The following is a 16,537-nucleotide window of genomic DNA, read 5'->3' on the forward strand; positions in this document are numbered from 1 at the left end:
GGGTCACGAAGCCCGCCAAGGACCACCAAGCCCGCAAGGCCCGCACGCACCGCACAACACACCACAGCAGTTGAGGTTCCGTTCCCATCCGCCCGGGAGGATCACGTGGCACCGGCACCATCTGCACCACCCCCGCTGCAACCGGACCCCCGCCTCTACAACGAGGACCTGGCTCCGGCCCCGGAACGCAAATGGGGCACCTACAGCGTCTTCGCGCTGTGGATGTCCGACACCCACGCGATCAGCAACTACGCCTTCGCCTCCAGCCTCTTCGTGCTGGGCCTGCCGGCCTGGGAGGTCTTCCTCGCGCTGCTGGCCGGCATCACGATCGTGTACTGGCTGATGAACCGCATGGGACACGCAGGCCACCGCACCGGCGTCCCGTATCCCGTGCTCGCCCGCGCCAGCTGGGGCGTCTACGGCGCGAACATCCCGGCGCTCCTGCGGGCCGTGATGGCGGTCGCCTGGTACGGCATCCAGACCTGGCTCGCCTCCACGGCCGTCGTGCTGCTCGTGCTCCAGGTCGCGCCCGGCCTGGACCAGTACCACCACAATTCCGTCCTCGGGCTCTCCACCCTCGGCTGGATCTCCTTCATGGTCATGTGGGGGCTCCAGGCGGTGCTGCTGACCCGCGGCATGGAGTTCATCCGCAAGGTGCAGGACTTCGCGACCGGGCCGGTGGTCTGGCTGGTCGTCCTCGCGCTCGCCGTCCATCTCGTCGTCAAGGCGGGCGGCGACATCTCGCTCACCGACAGCCTCACCGGGCTGAGCGGTGGCGAGCAGGCCCGCCAGAGCCTGATCGCGGTCAGCCTGACGGTCGCCACGTTCCTCACGCTCGTGCTCAACTACGCCGACTTCGCGCGCTTCACCCCTGATCACCGGGCCTACCGGCGCGGCAACCTCATCGGGCTGCCGGTGAATTTCACCGCTTTCGCGGTCGTCGCCGTGCTGGTCACGGCCGGCACGATCTCCGTGTTCGGTGAGGCGATCTACGACCCGGTGAAGGTCATCCAGAAGATCGACAACCCGGTCGTGACGGTGGTCGGCGCGATCTCCTTCATCGTCGCCACCATCGGCATCAACGTCGTCGCCAACTTCGTCTCGCCCGCGTACGACTTCGCCAACCTCGCGCCGAAGTACCTGAACTTCAAGCGCGGCGGCATGATCACCGCGGTGCTCGCGATCGTCGTCATGCCCTGGAAGCTGTACTCCTCGGCGCTGGTGATCCAGTACTTCCTCGGGGCTCTCGGCGCGTTCCTCGGTCCGCTGGTGGCCATCCTGCTCGTCGACTACTACTTCATCCGCCGCGGCCGGATCGACGTGGACGCGCTGTTCGCGGCCGACGCGGCGGGCGAGTACCACTACCGCAAGGGCTACAACCCGAAGGCCGTGCTCGCTTTCGTGCCGTCCGCCGTGGTCTCCGCGGTGATCGCTCTGGTACCCGCCTTCGACGTCCTCGCGCCGTTCTCCTGGGTGTTCGGCATGAGCGTCGCGGGGGCGCTGTACTTCCTCGTCTCACGGCGCGCCCGTACGACCGGCGAGCTTCCGGACGAGATCATCCCTTCGCAGGTCAGGGCTGCTGTCGAGAACCCGGAGCAGGGCTTGGAGCAGGACTCGGAGCAGATGCGGGTCAAAGCCGCCGAGGGGGCCTGAGGGCCGCGAAGAGGGGTCTTGACGGGCCGCTGCCCGACATGAAAACTCTTCAACAGAAAGTTGAATTCCGCAGTGCGGAAGCGTGCTGCGGGTGTGACGCAACAAGGAAGGGGAACGGGTGTCCGACGCAGAGCTGGTGCTGCGCTCCACGCGAGTCATCACACCTGAGGGGACGCGGGCCGCGTCCGTCGCCGTCAAGGACGGCCGTATCGTCGAGGTGCTGCCGCACGACGCCGAGGCCCCCGCCGGGGCGCGGGTCGAGGACTTCGGCGACGACGTCCTCCTCCCCGGGCTCGTCGACACCCACGTGCACGTCAACGACCCCGGCCGTACGGAGTGGGAGGGCTTCTGGACCGCCACCCGCGCGGCCGCGGCCGGCGGCATCACCACGCTCGTGGACATGCCGCTCAACAGCCTCCCGCCGACCACCACGGCCGAGAACCTCGACATCAAGCGCGAGGTCGCCCGGTCCAAGGCGCACATCGACGTCGGCTTCTGGGGCGGCGCGATCCCGGGCAACGTCAAGGACCTGCGGCCGCTGTACGACGCCGGCGTCTTCGGCTTCAAGTGCTTCCTCTCGCCCTCCGGCGTGGACGAGTTCCCGCAGCTCGACCAGGAGCAACTGGCCGCGGCCCTGGGCGAGATCGCCGGCTTCGGCGGCCTGCTCATCGTGCATGCGGAGGACCCGGGCCACCTGGAGAGCGCGCCGCCGGTCAGTGGTCCGAAGTACGCCGACTTCCTCGCCTCCCGCCCCCGCGTCTCGGAGGACGAGGCGATCGCCGGCCTGATCGCGCTGGCCAAGCGTCTCGACGCGCGCGTCCACGTCCTGCACCTCTCCTCCTCCGACGCGCTGCCGCTGATCGCGGCCGCGAAGGCGGAGGGCGTCAAGGTCACGGTCGAGACCTGCCCGCACTTCCTCACCCTGACCGCCGAGGAGATCCCGGACGGCGCGACGGAGTTCAAGTGCTGCCCGCCGATCCGTGAGTCCGCGAACCAGGACGCGCTGTGGCAGGGGCTGGCCGACGGCACGATCGACTGCATCGTCTCCGACCACTCGCCGTCCACCACCGACCTGAAGACGCCGGACTTCGGCAACGCCTGGGGCGGCATCTCCTCCCTCCAGCTCGGCCTGCCGGCGATCTGGACGGCGGCGCGCGCCCGCGGCCACTCGCTGGAGGACGTGGTCCGCTGGATGGCGGCGGCCCCCGCAGCGCTGGTCGGCCTGGACCGCAAGGGCGCCATCGCCCCTGGCCGTGACGCCGACTTCGCGGTCCTGGACCCGGAGGCGACCTTCACGGTCGACCCGGCCGACCTCCAGCACCGCAACAAGATCACGGCCTACGCCGGCAAGACCCTGCACGGCGTGGTCCGCTCCACCTGGCTCCGCGGCCAGAAGATCAACGACGCCGGCGACCTGACGGCCCCGGCGGGCGAGCTGCTCGTACGGCCGTAGGGCACACCCGGTCGTCGGGCATACCGCAGCGAAGAGCCGTTCCCCGCACGGGGGGGAGCGGCTCTTCCGCTCTTGTCCCGTCCGTGTCGCGCCGTCATGACGCATGATGAACTCCACGAAGCGGTCGGAAAACGGTCACGGGGGACGGTCAATGGGCGACAGGACGCATCACCGGCGCGAGAGACTGCACATCATCGAGGAGTGGAGCCGTACGGGAGTGCTGGCGGAGCGCCGCACCCTCCCCATCGAGCAGCAGTTCAGGGAGCGGGTCGCCCGCACCGGCTCCCGGCTCTTCGTCCCGCTCGCCCTCGCCCACTCGGACGACATCTGCTACCACACGCAGATCTCCTATCTGCTGGAGGCGTACGACGCGCTGCCCGCCCGGCCCGACCTCGCCTTCGACTCGGTGTGGAAGGTGTGGGAGTCGACCGTCGGCCTGACGGTGGTGGCCCGGACGGGGAAGCCCCGCAACATCACGGACTCGCTGCGGTACGTGAGCGACCATGTGGCCCTGGACGCGGGGACGTTCGAGACCGTGGCCGCCGCGCTGCCCAGCCAGACGTGCGAATACCTCTTCAAGAGGATCGTCCGGGAACGAAGGGCCGCGAAGGGCAGAGGCGTCGGGCTGCGGTTGGCGGGCGGCGCGGACGGCACCGCGATCGAGAGGCTTCTGGATCTCATGGAGGGCGGGGCGGCGCAGGGCGAGGAGCTGGACGCCGCCCGCCGGGGCGCGATGCTCCTGCGCCGCGCGCTGGCCGGCGAACTGCTGCGCATCGGGACGGAGGAGGTGCGGCTGAGTGCCACGGCCCGGCTGCGGATACTCCTCGGCGGCCTGCTCTACACCGCCAGGAACGAGCGGTACCACGGTGAATCCTTCTCGCCGTTCTACAGCAGCGCGGCGAGCCTGAAGACCTACACGCACCCGCACTACCTCTTCCTCGCCACCTACGCCCTCGTGCTGCTGCTGTGGTCCGAGGGCGGGCATGCGTACAGCCCTCGGCCAGAGGATGTGGCACGGAACGTCGCCGAGAACCTCGGCGAGGCCAGGACGCTCTACGGCAGGCACTGGCTGGCGTGAGGAGCGGCCCGCCCCGGCGAGGCTCACCCCTTCCCCAGTCCCTCCCAGAACATGAGTTCGTAGGCCTGGAGGAGGCGGCCGTAGCGGAGGGCGCGGGTGTGGTCCAGGGTGGCCGCGTCCAGGGCGTGCTGGAGGGCGGTCAGGGTGCGGTCGGTGAGTTCCGGGGCGGGGGCGGCGAAGAAGTCGAAGAAGGCGCAGGCCTCGTCGGTGAAGCCGTAGCGGTGGCGCATGGCCTGGCCGACGGCGCGGCAGTAGCCGCCCCAGGCGGTGAAGTTGGCGGCGAAGGCCAGTACCGCGTCGGCCGGTTCGGCGCCGAGGGCGAGCCAGGCCGCGTACGCCGGGTACGCCTGGCAGCCGGGCCGCGGCTCGTACTCCGCGGTCTCCCGCTCCGTCAGGCCGCAGGCGGTCGCGAGCGTGCGGACGTGCTCCAGCGCGACGCGCTCGCCGTCGGCGAGGAAGGTGAAGAACGCGGCGACCGGCGGCTCGGCCGCGGCCCGCCCGGCGAGATGGCGGAAGCTGCGCCGGTCCGAGGTGATGACGTGGTGCTGTTCCAGGGCGAGCGTGGCGAAGACCTCGCGCGGGGCCTCGCCCGCGGCGATGGCCGGGACGAGGGTGTTGGCGCCGGGCCCGGGGGCCAGGTCCCGTACGGCGGAGTCGAGGACGTCGGACGCGGATCCGGCCATGGGCGGCCTCCTCGGACGGCGGGCGGGGCGGCGCCCCGCGTGGTTCCCTCCAGTGTGGCGCCGGCGCCCGCCGGAGGGGCGAAGACACGGACCGGCCACCCGCGCGGGTGGAGTCCCGGCCGGCTCAGCGGCCCCGCTGCGGCGCGGTGGAAAGCGTCGGGAGGCCGGCGGCCTGCGCGTCGGCGGCGGTGGTCAGTTGCGCGAGCAGGGCCCGGACGGCCGGCAGCGCTTCGTACTCCGGCAGCGTCAGCGCGACGATCTCGCGGTGCACCGCCGGTACGAGCCGGAGCAGCCGGACGGCGCCGGTCTCGGCCGTGAGGGCGATCTCCGGGAGGACGGCCACGCCCAGCCCCGCGCGGACCAGGGCGATCGCGGTCAGGTGGTCGTCGGTCACCATGTCGATGCGCGGGGCGAACCCTTCGGCCGCGCAGAGGTCCGCGAGGTGGCTGTGGCACTGTGTGCAGCCCGCTATCCATGGCTCGTCGGCCAGCTCCGCGAGGGTGATCTCCCCGGAGTCCGCGGCCTCGGCGAGGCGGTGCCCCGGAGGGACGGCGACGAGCAGCCGGTCGGTCAGCAGGAGGCGGGTGACCAGGCCGGCCCAGTCGTCGGCGCCCGGGCCGGCCCCGGCGAGCTTCGGGTACCGGAAGGCGAGCGCGATGTCGCAGTCGCCGCCGCGCAGCATCTCCACGGCGCGCGGCGGCGCGGCCTCGGCGAAGGTCACGTCGGTGTCCGGGTGGCCGGCGCGCAGTCCCGCCAGCGCCGTCGGCACCAGCGCCGACATGCCGCTGAGGAAGGACGCGAGCCGGACCCGGCCGAGGCGTGTGCCCTTGATGTACGCCATCTCCTCCTCGGCGGCGTGCAGCCGGGTGAGAATACGCCCGGCATAGCCGTTCAGGATTTCTCCGGCCTCGGTGAGCCGGATTTCTTTTCCGGTATTTCCGGCGCTGCCGGTGTTCGGATTGCGTACGACGAGCGGCGTCCGTGCGGAATTCTCCAGTGCCGCTATCTGCCGGCGCACGGCCGGCTGGGTGCAGTCCAGAGCGCGCGCGGCCGCCGCGAACGATCCGGTCTGTGCGACGGCGCGCAGGACGCGGAGTTGGCGTGGCTCAAGCATAGGCGCACAGTAAGGAGTTGAGCCTGGTAGGGCAAGGTCGGGTGCGGATTCCCGCCTTCCGCTCGACGGGGTGGTGAGCGGGGCGCCCGGCGCAAAAACGGGCACACCATATCAACGCCGGTCATAATAAGCCGTATATATGCGACATTCAGGGACCCCAAAGGGTTCTTTCTGGCTTGGCAAAGCAATTGTTGGATTGCCGTGGCGCCCGGATTTCGAGTACAACTTCCTGCCATGCGGACCAAGATTGCTCGTACAGTCCACGGCACCTTCGGGGAATTGCTTCAGGGCTATACGCGCGGAGCGGCCGGATACGAGCATTTCCTTTTCACGGCCCCAGTGGAAGAACTCCGCTGTCAGGCCCGCATCAGACAGGAAAATCGATCCGAGGCGGCTCCGCTCACCGTCAGACCCGCCGACCGGGTCAAGGCACTGCATGCCTATACCTCGCTCCTCGCCGATCTGCGGCAGCGCGGCCACGGCGGTGTTCTGGAGATCGACTCCAATATCCCGGTGGCGAAAGGGCACGCCAGCTCCACCAGCGACATACTGGCCAGCGCGCTCCTGTGCGTGTCCGAGGCCTGCCCCGACATCCCGGAGGCCGCCGCGCACGCGCTCGCGCTGTCCGTCGCGCGCCGACTGGAGTACGGCGACTACCTGTTGCACCCCGGCATAGCAGCGTGCGCCCAGCGCTCCCAGCGGCTGATTGCCGCGTACCACACCGACCTGCGCTGGACCATCGTCGGTGTGGACGAGGGCGGTTACGTGCACACCGAGGACTTCCACCGCGAAGTCCCCGAGGACCCGGGCAAGGCCGAGGTCTACGCGCAGCTCTTCGACGAGCTGGACGCGGCGCTGCGCGCGGACGACGGACCGGCGGCCGCGCGGATCGCCACCCGCAGCGCGGAGCTGCACAACGACCGGCTCCCCAAGAAGTCGCTGAGCGATCTGACCGCACTCCAGCGGGACTTCGGCGCGCACGGCATCTGTGTCGCGCACAGCGGCACGCTGGCCGGCCTGATCTTCTCCCGGTACCAGTCCGGCCACGACGAGCGGGTCGCGGGATGCCGCGCCGCGCTGGACGCCCGCGGTTACACCGGTTCCACGTTCACCCTCAAGGAGGCGAGGCGTCCATGAGCGGCGCGACCACCACCCCCGACCACGACCGGCAGACGGTCGAGACCGGCCGCCCCGCGCCCGGCGCGCCCCCCACCTCCCGGAAGGGCGGCCGGGCCCGCTACCAGGGCATGGTCCTGATCGCCGTGTGCTGCCTTGCCCTGGGCGGGGTGTTCGTCAGGGTCAGCGAGGTCGGCCCCGTCGCCACCGGCGCGTACCGCTCGCTGTTCGCCACGCCGATGCTGCTCGCGGTCTCCGTGGCCATGGCGCGCCGTTCGCCGGAGGCACGTCCGGCGGCGGGGGAGAAGACCGCGGGCGCCCGGCGGGGCACCCGCATGACCGGCCGGGACCGGGCGCTCATCGCGCTGGGCGGACTGTTCCTCGCGGGCGACCTGTGCCTGTGGAACATATCCTTCCTCTACACCTCGCTGGCGGAGGCGAACCTCCTGGCCAACCTGGTGCCGTTCATCATCGCGCCGCTCGCCTTCTTCCTCTGGGGCGACCGGTTGCCCTGGAAGCTCGTCCTCCCCGCGGTGCTCGCCCTCGGCGGCCTGTACGTCCTGGTCATCCTCGGCACCGGCCTGGACCCCACGCACCTGCGCGGCGACCTCCTCGCCCTGGCCACGGCGGTGTTCTACGCCCTGTTCCTGGTGGTGGCCAAGGGCCTGCGCGACCGCCACGAGGCCACCCGCATCATGGCCACCCTCAGCCTGGTCTGCGCGGTGGCGTGCTTCGCCGTCGCCGGCTTCCTCGGCGAGCAGATCTGGCCCACCAGCGCGCAGGGGTGGCTGCTCCTCATCGGCCTGGCGATCACCTCGCAGGTGTTCGGTCAGACCCTCATGGCGCACGCGGTGAAGTTCCTGCCGCTGCAACTGGCCGCCCTCTTCGTGCTCCTGCAGCCCGTCGCCGCCGCCGTCTACGGATTCTTCCTGTTCGATCAGCGTCTGAGCCTGGTGCAGATCGGCGGGGTCGTCCTCCTGCTGATCTCCATCTACTGGGCGAAGAACCTCCTGGAGGGCTCGAAGTGAACACCGCCAACCCCCTCGCGCTGCGAAGAGACCCGTACGAGGTCATCGAGGAGCTGGGCCGGCTCACCACCATCGACTGCGGGGTGCTGGCGGGCCGGTTACGCCTGCGCGCCATCCACGGCAGCCCGACCACCGAGACCAGCTTCAAGTCCATCCTCGGGCTCGGTCTGCTGCTCCTGGCACGGGAGCGCGGCCTGCTGGCCGAGGGCCAGCCGGTCATCGAGTCCACCTCCGGCTCGCTGGGCCTCGGCCTGGCCGCCGCGGGACGGCTCCTGGGCCACCCCGTCCACCTGGTGTCCGACCCCGGCATCCCCGACGTCACCCGGGTGAAGACGGAGCTGGCCGGGGCCACCCTGCACCTCGTCGAGGCGCCGCACCCGGTGCTCGGCTTCCAGCAGGCCCGGGACGACCTCCTCCAGGCGCTGCGCGCCGAACACCCGGAGTTCTACTGGACCAACCAGAACGACAGTCCGCTCAACCCGGAGGTCTACGCCCGATGGGTGGTGCCCCACCTGGCCGGCACCCTGGACTTCTCCCGGATCACCGCCGGCATCTTCTGCGTGGGCAGCGGCGGGCACTTCTCCGCCCTGTCGCGGATGCTCAGTGACAAGGGCATCCCCTCGTACGTCGCCGACCGGGTCGGCTCGATCACCTTCGGCGGCGAGCCCGGGCCCACCATCCTGCGCGGTACGGGCAACCAGAACCGCATACCCGCGGTCATCGACGCCGCCCGAAGACGGGTGGCCGGCGTCCACCGCGTCAGCGACGAGGAGGCCTGCCGGGCCGTACGCGAACTCGTCACGCGCGGGATCAGCGTCGGCGGCTCGTCCGGCGTCTGCTTCGAGGGAGCCCGCCGGCTCGCCGCCGACCTGGGGCCCGACACCGACGGGGAGATCCTCACCTTCTTCGCCGACCGCGGCGAACTCTACGGTATGACCCTTTTGAACCACGGGAGCAACAAGTGATCCAAGCCGCCCTGTGGAGCTCCTGTCCGCCCACGCAGCAGCTCTACCACGACGATCCGTACGCGACCACGGCCACCGCGACCGTCCTGTCGGTCAGCGGCCACCACGCCGTCTTCGACCGGTCCCTCTTCTACGCCGAGTCCGGCGGACAGGTGGCCGACCGGGGCACGGTCGACGGCGCGCGGGTGGTGGACGTGCAGAAGGCGGGCGGCCGGCCCTTCCAGCTCCCCAACGGAGAGGTCGCCACCGTCGAGTCCGTCTTCTGCCACGAGTTCGCCGAGCCGTGCGCGCTCAGCGCCGGCGACGAGGTCACGATGGAGATCGACTGGGACCGGCGCTTCCGCAACATGCAGATGCACACGCTTGCCCACTTCCTCTTCCACGCCACCGGCGAGTACCTGGAGGCGCAGGGCGAGACCCGCTCCACCCGCGGCTGCCACATCAGCGACGACTCCGCCCGCTTCGACTTCAACTCCGCCATCCCCGGCGAGGCGACGGCCGTCATCGAGGCCCGCGTACGGGAATTGCTGGCCACCTCCCCGGAGGCCACCGTCACCCCGCTGCCGGACACCCACGACGTGTTCGTCTGGCGCTCGGGGGACATCGTCATCCCCTGCGGCGGCACCCATGTGCACCACCCCAAGGAGATCCAGGGCTCCGTCCGGGTGCGCCGCCGCACCAAGGGACGCCACGGCACCCGCCTCTACATCGACCTCGACCGTGCCGGGACCGAGTGAGACCGTGGCGGCAACGGAGATCGGGGCGGCGCCGGACGGGTCGCCCTTCATAGCCGACCCCGCCGTGCTGCGGGGCAGACGCACCTTGAAGTGGCGGGTCGGGGACGAGCCGGACCGGCTGTGCCTGGGCGTGGCCGAGATGGACACCGCCACGCCCGCGTTCCTGCGGGACGCGCTGACCAGGGCGGTGGCGCTGGGGGAGACGGGCTACGGGCTCTGCGCGGAGCAGGAGGCGGCCTGCCGCCGCTATCTGCGGGAGCACCACGGCGCCGCGGTGGCGGCCGTCCGCTGCACCACGGATGTGCTGGCCGGCCTGCGGACCGTGCTGGCGTCGGAGCTGCCGCCCCGTTCCCCGGTCATCGTCGAAACACCCGTGTACGGCGACCTGTTCACCGTCGTACGGGAGGCCGGCCTCACCCCGCTGGCCGTTCCGCTGGCGCGCGGCGCCGACGGCTACCGGCACGACTGGGCGGCCCTCGAAGCGGCGGCCGCCGCCGGCGCGCGTGCCTGGATACTGTGCCAGCCCCACAACCCCGTGGGACGGGCCTGGACCGGGGACGAGCAGGCGGCGGCGGTGTCGCTCGTGCGCCGGCACGACCTGCTGCTCCTCGCCAACGAGGTGCACCTCCCGCTCGGCCTGGACCAGCAGCCGCCCTCCGCGTACGCGGACGCCGGCATCGACCGGGCGCGGGCCTTCGGATTCACCTCCGCGTCCAAGGCGTTCAACGTGGCAGGGCTGAAGAGCGCCACGCTCTACGCCTCGGAACGCACCGCGGAGACCCTCACGGGGATGCCGCAGGGCCTGCTCGGCCGCCCCGGGAGCCTCGGCTCCCTCGCCACGGTCGCCTGCTACGAGCACGGAGTGCCGTGGTTGACGGGCCTCCGTGCCGAACTCGCCGCACGCGTCGCACAGGTCCGCACCGAACTGAGCGAACTACCGCTGGCAGTCGATGTGTTGGCGCCCGATGCCACATACCTGGTCTGGGCGGAGTTCCCCCGCGCGGGCGAGGCCGAGCGGTTCGCCGAGGCGCTGCGCACCGCCTCCGTGCACGTACTGCCGGGCGGTGTGTTCGGCGGGGAGCGGTTCGCGCACTGCTTCAGGATCAACGCCGCCGCCCATCCGGCGGTCCTGGACGAGGCGTTCACCCGGATCCGCGCCGCACTGTGAAGGCCCGCCCAACGGGGCCTTAATCAGCGCGTTACGCGTCCGTAGGTGTGGTGTCACAGTGGCGAGTGAGGCTGGTGAAGCCGACGATCGTCCCCACGGCGGGCGTCGGTGAACACCACGCACCACTCGGACAACCGGTCCTCCCCCCACGATCCGAACAGGATGGGACCACACAGATGCGTATTCCGCTGGAACGCCCTTCCCGCGCCGGTGCCCACCGCGCCGGCCCGCGTGCGTCCCGCCGAAGAGCCGGTCACACCGGCTGAGCAACCACCCGCTGCCCGGGACCGGGCCGCCCGAGTCGCGGCCCGGCCCGGTTCTTCGCGCGCCCTCACGCAAGGAAGGAATCACCACGGTGCTCATATCGCACCCCGACCACCCGGCCGACCTGCCCGCCGACTCCTCGGCCCGGCAACTCGGCCCACCCCCGGCCGCGGAGGGGACCGGCGCCGGCCGGGTCCTCGTCGTCGGCATGCCGGGACCCCGGCTCGACCGGCTCACCAGCACCCTGCGGGCCACCGGCCACGAAGTGCGGCAGGTGCCACCCGGCAGGGTGAGCACGCAGGTCCGGCAGGCCACGCCGGACGCCGTGGTCGCCCTGAACGACGAGCGGAGCGGGCTGGAGGTGATCCGCGAAGTCCGCGCCGCGCCCGCGGGCCGCGCGCTGCCGCTCGTCATGGTCACCGCGGGCCCGGCCCCCGCCGAGGTCGCCGACCTGCTGCGGAACGGGGCCGACGACTGCGTCCCCGACGCCTCCGACCCGGTCGAACTCGCCGCCCGTATCGAGGCGAAGCTGCACCGCGTCCCCGTGCCGGTCGAGCAGCTGCTGCTGGACCCGCGTACCGGGCTCTACTCCCACCGGCACTTCCTGGACGAGCTGGCGCGGGAGTTGCAGCGCCCGGGGACGGGGCGGCGCGCCGGCCCCTCGGGGGTCATGGCGATGGTCGCCGTCGCCGAAATGAGCGCGCTGGAGCACCGGTTGGGCCACCGCGTCCACCGGGAGGTCGCCGAGCGGCTGGCGGGCGTCGCCGAGCGGCTCGGCAGCACCTGCGACCGGTTCGGCTGGGACGAGGCGGGTCACCTGCTGATGCTGCTGCCCGGCGTGGACGAGGAGACCGCCCGGCGCGGCCTGGAGAAGTTCGCGCACGCCGTCGCCTCCACCCGCTTCGTCGTCGCCGACGAGAACGTCCGGCTCACCCCGGCCATCGGCTTCGTCCCGCTCGCCGACTGCACCGGGCCCGACGAGGCCGTCGAGAAGGCGCTCGCGGCGGCCGCGGAGTCCACCAGCCACCGGGATCTGCGCCCGGTGGCGTACGCGCCCTGGATGCGCGCCTCGCACCGTCGCCGCAATCCCTTCGGCGCCGCCCTGCGCGCCCGGCTGACGGCCCTCTCCTCGCTGATCGTCCTGCCGCTGGGCGTGGGCCTGCCGTTCCTCGTCTACCAGCAGGCCTACGGCTGGGGCTGGGACGTGGGCTCGGTGATGTACTGGGTGGTGGTGGCCGGGCTGCTGGTCTCCGCCGCGCTGATCGTCGTGGAGTGCCTGTTCTCGCTGGACGCGCCGCGCCGCCCGGCGGAGCCCGCCGAGCCCTACCCGCCCGCCGGCGCGATCATCGCCGCTTACCTCCCCAACGAGGCGGCCACCATCGTCGACACCGTGGAGTCCTTCCTCCGGCTGGACTACCCGAACGACTTCGAGGTGGTGCTCGCGTACAACACGCCGCACCCGCTGCCGATCGAGGACACCCTGCGCGAGATGGCCGCGCGCGACCCCCGGCTGGTGCTGCTGCCGGTCGCGGGCTCCACCTCCAAGGCGCAGAACGTCAACGCGGCGGTGACCCGGGTGCGCGGCGACTTCGTCGGGATCTTCGACGCGGACCACCACCCGGCCCGGAACGCCTTCCAGCACGCCTGGCACTGGCTCTCGCACGGCTACGACGTGGTCCAGGGCCACTGCGTGGTCCGCAACGGCGACAGCTCCTGGGTGGCGAAGCTGGTCGCCGTGGAGTTCGAGGCGATCTACGCGGTCAGCCACCCCGGCCGCACCCGGCTGTACGGCTTCGGTGTCTTCGGCGGCTCCAACGGCTTCTGGCGCACCGACCTGCTCGCGCGTACCCGCATGCACGGCTCGATGCTCACCGAGGACATCGACTCCACGATGCGCGCGCTGGGCGAGGGCGCCCGCTTCACCGTCGACCGCACCCTGATCTCCCGCGAGCTCGCGCCGACCATGCTCAAGCCCCTGTGGAACCAGCGCTCGCGCTGGGCGCAGGGCTGGCTCCAGGTCTCGCTCACCCACCTGTGGCGCAGCCTGCGTTCGCCCGCCTTCACGCCCCGGCAGAAGGCCGGGATGCTGGTCCTGCTGGGCTGGCGCGAGGTGCAGCCCTGGCTGACGCTCCAGATGTGGCCCATCCTGATGTACTCGGTGTGGAAGGCCGGCGGCCCGGCCGGGCTGGACTGGACCGTGCCGGTGTGCCTGCTGGCGATGGCCGTCACGCTCTCGGCGGGGCTGGTGCAGGCGGCGTTCGCCTGGCGGCTCGCCGCCCCCGAACTGCGCCGCCGCCGCGGCTGGTTCTGGAGCTACGCGGTCCTCTCGACGTTCTTCTACACGCACTTCAAGAACACGCTCGCGCGGCAGGCCTGCATGAAGGAGGCGCTGGGGGACCGGCGCTGGCGGGTCACCCCGCGCGCGGTGACGGCCGCCGCACCGGCCGCGGCGGCGGGTGAGCGCCCGTGACGGCCACCGCAATCGGTGCGCGCAGCGAGGAGTCGGCCGCCGCCCGGAGCAAGGCGAAGGAGCTCCAGGGCTTCCGCGGCATCGCCGCGCTGAGCACGGTCGTCTTCCACGTCTGGCAGCAGTACCACGTGTACGACGGGGACGGCTCCCATCCGCCGGTGGACAGCCCGTACCTCGCCTCGCTGCTCTCCCTCGAAGTCATCGACTTCTTCTTCGTGGTCTCCGCCTACCTGCTCACGCTCTCGTACGCGCGGGCCGCCATCGACGGCGGCTCGACCCGGCCCGGGCGGCTGTTCCTCTTCCGGCGCGCGGTGCGCATCGTGCCGCTGTACTTCCTGGCGGTGCTGGTCGTCTGGTCGACCCGGAACCCGCAACTGGCCGGCAACTGGCGGGACCTGGTGGAGCACCTCACCTTCACCCACGTCTTCGACCGCGAGCAGATCTTCTACACGCTCGGCCCGGCCTGGTCGCTCTCCCTGGAGGTCGCCTTCTACCTCGTGCTCGTCGCGCTGGGGCCGCTCGCCGTACGGGCCTGCCGTCCGCTGCGCCGCCGCGGCGCGCGCGTCGCGGTGTGCGCGGGCGGCTGCCTGCTGCTGTTCGTGCTGCCGGTGGTGTGGGTGACCGTCGCGCGGTACGGATACGGCGTCCCGCACACCGACTGGACGGTGTACTTCGGCCCGCAGGCCCGCTTCGGGGGCTTCGCGGCCGGCATGGGCCTCGCCGTGCTGATGGCCGTGCTCGGCGGGCGGGGCCGGCTGCGGCCCGTACCGGCGACGGCACTGGCCGCCCTGGCGGTGGCGGGGGTCTACTGGCTCTCCTGGGACTCCCGGCCGGAGAACGCCACGTTCACCTTCTACCACCCGCTCGCCTCGCTGCTGTGGGTCGCGCTGCTCTTCGGTGTCCTGCACGTACGCGGCACGGTGCGCTGGCACGGGCTGCTGCGGGCCCGCTGGCTCACCCACCTCGGCCTGGTCAGCTACAGCCTCTTCATCTGGCACGAGCCGGTCATGCTGCAGCTGTTCCAGTGGGGCCTGCTGCCCGGCCGGCCGGGCGGATTCTGGGCGGCGGTGGCGGTCGTCCTGCTGGTGGCGGTGCCGTTCGCGACGGCGAGCTACTGGGTCGTGGAGTACCCGTCGAGCCTGCTGTACCGGCTCAGGGACGGGAACGGGCGGCAGCGGGACTTCTACGCGGGGGTGGTGGCCCGGTAGCGCGCCGCCTCAGGTGGCGGACCTGAGCATGACCACGATGAAGCTCAGGAACGCCAGCAGGACGTGCGTGCCGACGACGTAGAGGAAGACGCGTACGGTCAGTCCGCGCGGGGCCCGGTCCTCGACATCGTTCTTACGGGCCCCGGCGGACGCCGGCGGGGCGGCGGGCTGCTCGGTCACGAGGGTGGTCCTTCCTGGGATCGGCACGGCCGGGGAGCGGGTCACAGCCCGCGGCGGGCACCGTCGCCCAGGCACAGCCCGGCCGTGCCGCTCTGCATGAGGGTGTGGACGAAGAGGATCTCCGTGCCGCCGGGGGAGGCCGCGGCGATGCGGTGCGGGGTGAGCGAGTCGAAGTGCGCGGCGTCGCCCGGGTCCAGGAGCTGCACCGTCTCGCCGAGGGTCAGCCGCAGCCGCCCCTTGAGGACGTACAGCCACTCCTCGCCGGGATGCACCCGCACCAGGCCGGCCTGGCCGTCGTGCGGGGGGACGAACACGCGCAGCGCCTGCATGGCCCGCCCGGCGCCGCCCATCGGCCAGTACGTCCAGCCGCCGGCCTCCGAGGCCGCGGCCTCGGCGCCCCGGAACACCGGCTCGCGTTCCGGGGCCGTCTCGCCGAGCAGGTCGGATACCGTGGTGGCGTACGTCCGCGCCAGGGAGAGCAGCATCGGCAGCGACGGCTGCCGGCGCCCGGTCTCCAGGCGCGAGAGGTGCGCAGGGGACAGACCGACCCGACCGGCCGCGGTCTCCAGCGTGAGGCCGGCGCGTCGTCGCAGGTCACGCAGGCGGGGCGCGACGGCGGGCAGCTCCTCGGCGGGGCTGTCGGACGCGTGGCCGTCCAGAGGTTCGGTCATGTCTCTGGTATAGCCAGACCTGGCCCGAGGGGCAAAAGATTTGCCTCGGAGGCAAAAACGTCGCGGCCCCCGACCGCCACCTGCACCGTTCGCCCCGCTCCTGTGAACTCCCGGAAAACTTCCGCCACTTGCATTGACAGGGGCATGTCTACGCGCGTCATGCTGTACGGCATGAGAATCCCCCCACGGATCACCCGGATCGGCGCGCTCGGCGCCCTCGCCTCGGCCCTGTTCCTCGCGGGCCCCGCCGTCGCCGCCACGCCCTCCGCCGCCCCCACCGCGGCCGTGGCGCACGCCGCGCCCGTGCACGCGGCCGCCGTCGGCGACATCTGCTACTCCAAGCTGCCCGCCGAGGCCCACGAGACGCTGGACCTCATCGAAAAGGGCGGCCCCTACCCCTATCCGCAGGACGACGGCGTCTTCTCCAACCGGGAGGGCGTCCTGCCGCAGCAGCCCAGCGGCTATTACCACGAGTACACCGTCGAGACCCCCGGCTCCCCGGACCGCGGCGCCCGCCGCATCGTCACCGGCGAGAAGAACGACGAGGACTACTACACCGCCGACCACTACGAGAGCTTCGACCTGGTGGACCGCGGCTGCTGAGCGGCCGGGGAACAGTGCGGCGGGGGGGGGGGGGGGGGCGCCCCCGCCGGGTTTTTAGAAGCAATAAAAGAGGCCCCCGGCGGCCCCGGCGCCGCCGGGCCCGGGCCCGCGGGGGGGGGGCCGGGCCCCCGCGCGCCCCCCCCGCG

Annotated in this window: 15 protein-coding genes; 11 read left to right on the forward strand and 4 right to left on the reverse strand. The window is 71.9% G+C overall.

Going from position 1 to position 16,537, the window contains the following annotated elements:
* Nucleotides 1-105: 105 nt before the first annotated feature.
* From ACIGQF_RS38200 to ACIGQF_RS38210, 3 genes are all read left to right on the forward strand, one after another.
* Nucleotides 106-1,653 (forward strand): NCS1 family nucleobase:cation symporter-1, encoded by a 1,548-nt coding sequence (locus tag ACIGQF_RS38200; protein WP_399720625.1) that lies wholly within the window; start codon nt 106-108, stop codon nt 1,651-1,653.
* Between the two features lie 118 nt (nt 1,654-1,771).
* Nucleotides 1,772-3,106, forward strand: a complete 1,335-nt coding sequence (gene allB / locus ACIGQF_RS38205) for an allantoinase AllB (protein WP_399720628.1) — start codon at nt 1,772-1,774, stop codon at nt 3,104-3,106.
* Nucleotides 3,107-3,257: 151 nt separating this feature from the next.
* Nucleotides 3,258-4,184 (forward strand): hypothetical protein, encoded by a 927-nt coding sequence (locus ACIGQF_RS38210; protein ID WP_399720631.1) that lies wholly within the window; start codon nt 3,258-3,260, stop codon nt 4,182-4,184.
* A gap of 23 nt (nt 4,185-4,207) precedes the next feature.
* Here ACIGQF_RS38210 and ACIGQF_RS38215 read toward each other — a convergent pair whose 3' ends face one another.
* Together ACIGQF_RS38215 and ACIGQF_RS38220 are read right to left on the reverse strand one after the other, a co-directional pair.
* Nucleotides 4,208-4,867 (reverse strand): transcriptional regulator, encoded by a 660-nt coding sequence (locus ACIGQF_RS38215; protein ID WP_399720634.1) that lies wholly within the window; start codon nt 4,865-4,867, stop codon nt 4,208-4,210.
* 124 nt (nt 4,868-4,991) lie between these two features.
* Nucleotides 4,992-5,981: a LysR substrate-binding domain-containing protein gene (locus ACIGQF_RS38220; protein ID WP_399720637.1), complete on the reverse strand. Its 990-nt coding sequence runs from the start codon at nt 5,979-5,981 to the stop codon at nt 4,992-4,994.
* Nucleotides 5,982-6,320: 339 nt separating this feature from the next.
* Here ACIGQF_RS38220 and ACIGQF_RS38225 point away from each other — a divergent pair, with 339 nt between their 5' ends.
* From ACIGQF_RS38225 to ACIGQF_RS38255, 7 genes are all read left to right on the forward strand, one after another.
* Nucleotides 6,321-7,118, forward strand: a complete 798-nt coding sequence (locus ACIGQF_RS38225) for a hypothetical protein (RefSeq protein WP_399720640.1) — start codon at nt 6,321-6,323, stop codon at nt 7,116-7,118.
* Entirely contained in the window at nt 7,115-8,125 is a 1,011-nt protein-coding gene (locus tag ACIGQF_RS38230; protein ID WP_399720643.1) for a DMT family transporter, read from the forward strand. Before ACIGQF_RS38225 ends, ACIGQF_RS38230 begins: the two co-directional genes overlap by 4 nt.
* Nucleotides 8,122-9,090, forward strand: a complete 969-nt coding sequence (locus ACIGQF_RS38235) for a pyridoxal-phosphate dependent enzyme (protein WP_399720646.1) — start codon at nt 8,122-8,124, stop codon at nt 9,088-9,090. Before ACIGQF_RS38230 ends, ACIGQF_RS38235 begins: the two co-directional genes overlap by 4 nt.
* Nucleotides 9,087-9,827, forward strand: coding sequence for an alanyl-tRNA editing protein (locus tag ACIGQF_RS38240; protein WP_399720649.1), 741 nt, complete (start codon nt 9,087-9,089; stop codon nt 9,825-9,827). Before ACIGQF_RS38235 ends, ACIGQF_RS38240 begins: the two co-directional genes overlap by 4 nt.
* Nucleotides 9,811-10,995, forward strand: coding sequence for an aminotransferase class I/II-fold pyridoxal phosphate-dependent enzyme (locus ACIGQF_RS38245; protein ID WP_399720652.1), 1,185 nt, complete (start codon nt 9,811-9,813; stop codon nt 10,993-10,995). The genes ACIGQF_RS38240 and ACIGQF_RS38245 overlap by 17 nt, the downstream gene beginning before the upstream one ends.
* A 355-nt stretch (nt 10,996-11,350) precedes the next feature.
* A complete protein-coding gene (locus ACIGQF_RS38250) occupies nt 11,351-13,729 on the forward strand; it encodes a glycosyltransferase (protein WP_399720656.1) in 2,379 nt (792 codons plus the stop codon).
* The gene (locus ACIGQF_RS38255; protein WP_399720659.1) at nt 13,726-14,937 is read left to right on the forward strand and encodes an acyltransferase family protein; all 1,212 of its coding nucleotides are present in this window, start codon (nt 13,726-13,728) and stop codon (nt 14,935-14,937) included. Before ACIGQF_RS38250 ends, ACIGQF_RS38255 begins: the two co-directional genes overlap by 4 nt.
* Before the next feature lie 9 nt (nt 14,938-14,946).
* Here the strand turns inward: ACIGQF_RS38255 and ACIGQF_RS38260 are convergent, their stop codons facing one another.
* Nucleotides 14,947-15,117: a DUF6126 family protein gene (locus tag ACIGQF_RS38260; RefSeq protein WP_361568269.1), complete on the reverse strand. Its 171-nt coding sequence runs from the start codon at nt 15,115-15,117 to the stop codon at nt 14,947-14,949.
* Nucleotides 15,118-15,158: 41 nt separating this feature from the next.
* A complete protein-coding gene (locus ACIGQF_RS38265) occupies nt 15,159-15,788 on the reverse strand; it encodes a helix-turn-helix domain-containing protein (protein ID WP_399720664.1) in 630 nt (209 codons plus the stop codon).
* 171 nt (nt 15,789-15,959) lie between these two features.
* On the opposite strand from ACIGQF_RS38265, the gene ACIGQF_RS38270 reads away from it, so the two are divergent.
* A complete protein-coding gene (locus tag ACIGQF_RS38270) occupies nt 15,960-16,391 on the forward strand; it encodes a ribonuclease domain-containing protein (RefSeq protein ID WP_399720667.1) in 432 nt (143 codons plus the stop codon).
* Nucleotides 16,392-16,537: the final 146 nt, after the last annotated feature.

It is taken from the genome of Streptomyces sp. NPDC053560 (genome assembly GCF_044544605.1).
Classification (GTDB): Bacteria; Actinomycetota; Actinomycetes; order Streptomycetales; family Streptomycetaceae; genus Streptomyces.

What these genes read in the sequence shown, in the direction of transcription:
- ACIGQF_RS38220 (WP_399720637.1), bottom strand. Translation starts at nt 5,981, where the DNA reads ATGCTTGAGCCACGCCAACTCCGCGTCCTGCGCGCCGTCGCACAGACC.
- ACIGQF_RS38215 (WP_399720634.1), bottom strand. Translation starts at nt 4,867, where the DNA reads ATGGCCGGATCCGCGTCCGACGTCCTCGACTCCGCCGTACGGGACCTG.
- ACIGQF_RS38270 (WP_399720667.1), top strand. Translation starts at nt 15,960, where the DNA reads ATGAGAATCCCCCCACGGATCACCCGGATCGGCGCGCTCGGCGCCCTC.
- ACIGQF_RS38230 (WP_399720643.1), top strand. Translation starts at nt 7,115, where the DNA reads ATGAGCGGCGCGACCACCACCCCCGACCACGACCGGCAGACGGTCGAG.
- ACIGQF_RS38210 (WP_399720631.1), top strand. Translation starts at nt 3,258, where the DNA reads ATGGGCGACAGGACGCATCACCGGCGCGAGAGACTGCACATCATCGAG.
- ACIGQF_RS38265 (WP_399720664.1), bottom strand. Translation starts at nt 15,788, where the DNA reads ATGACCGAACCTCTGGACGGCCACGCGTCCGACAGCCCCGCCGAGGAG.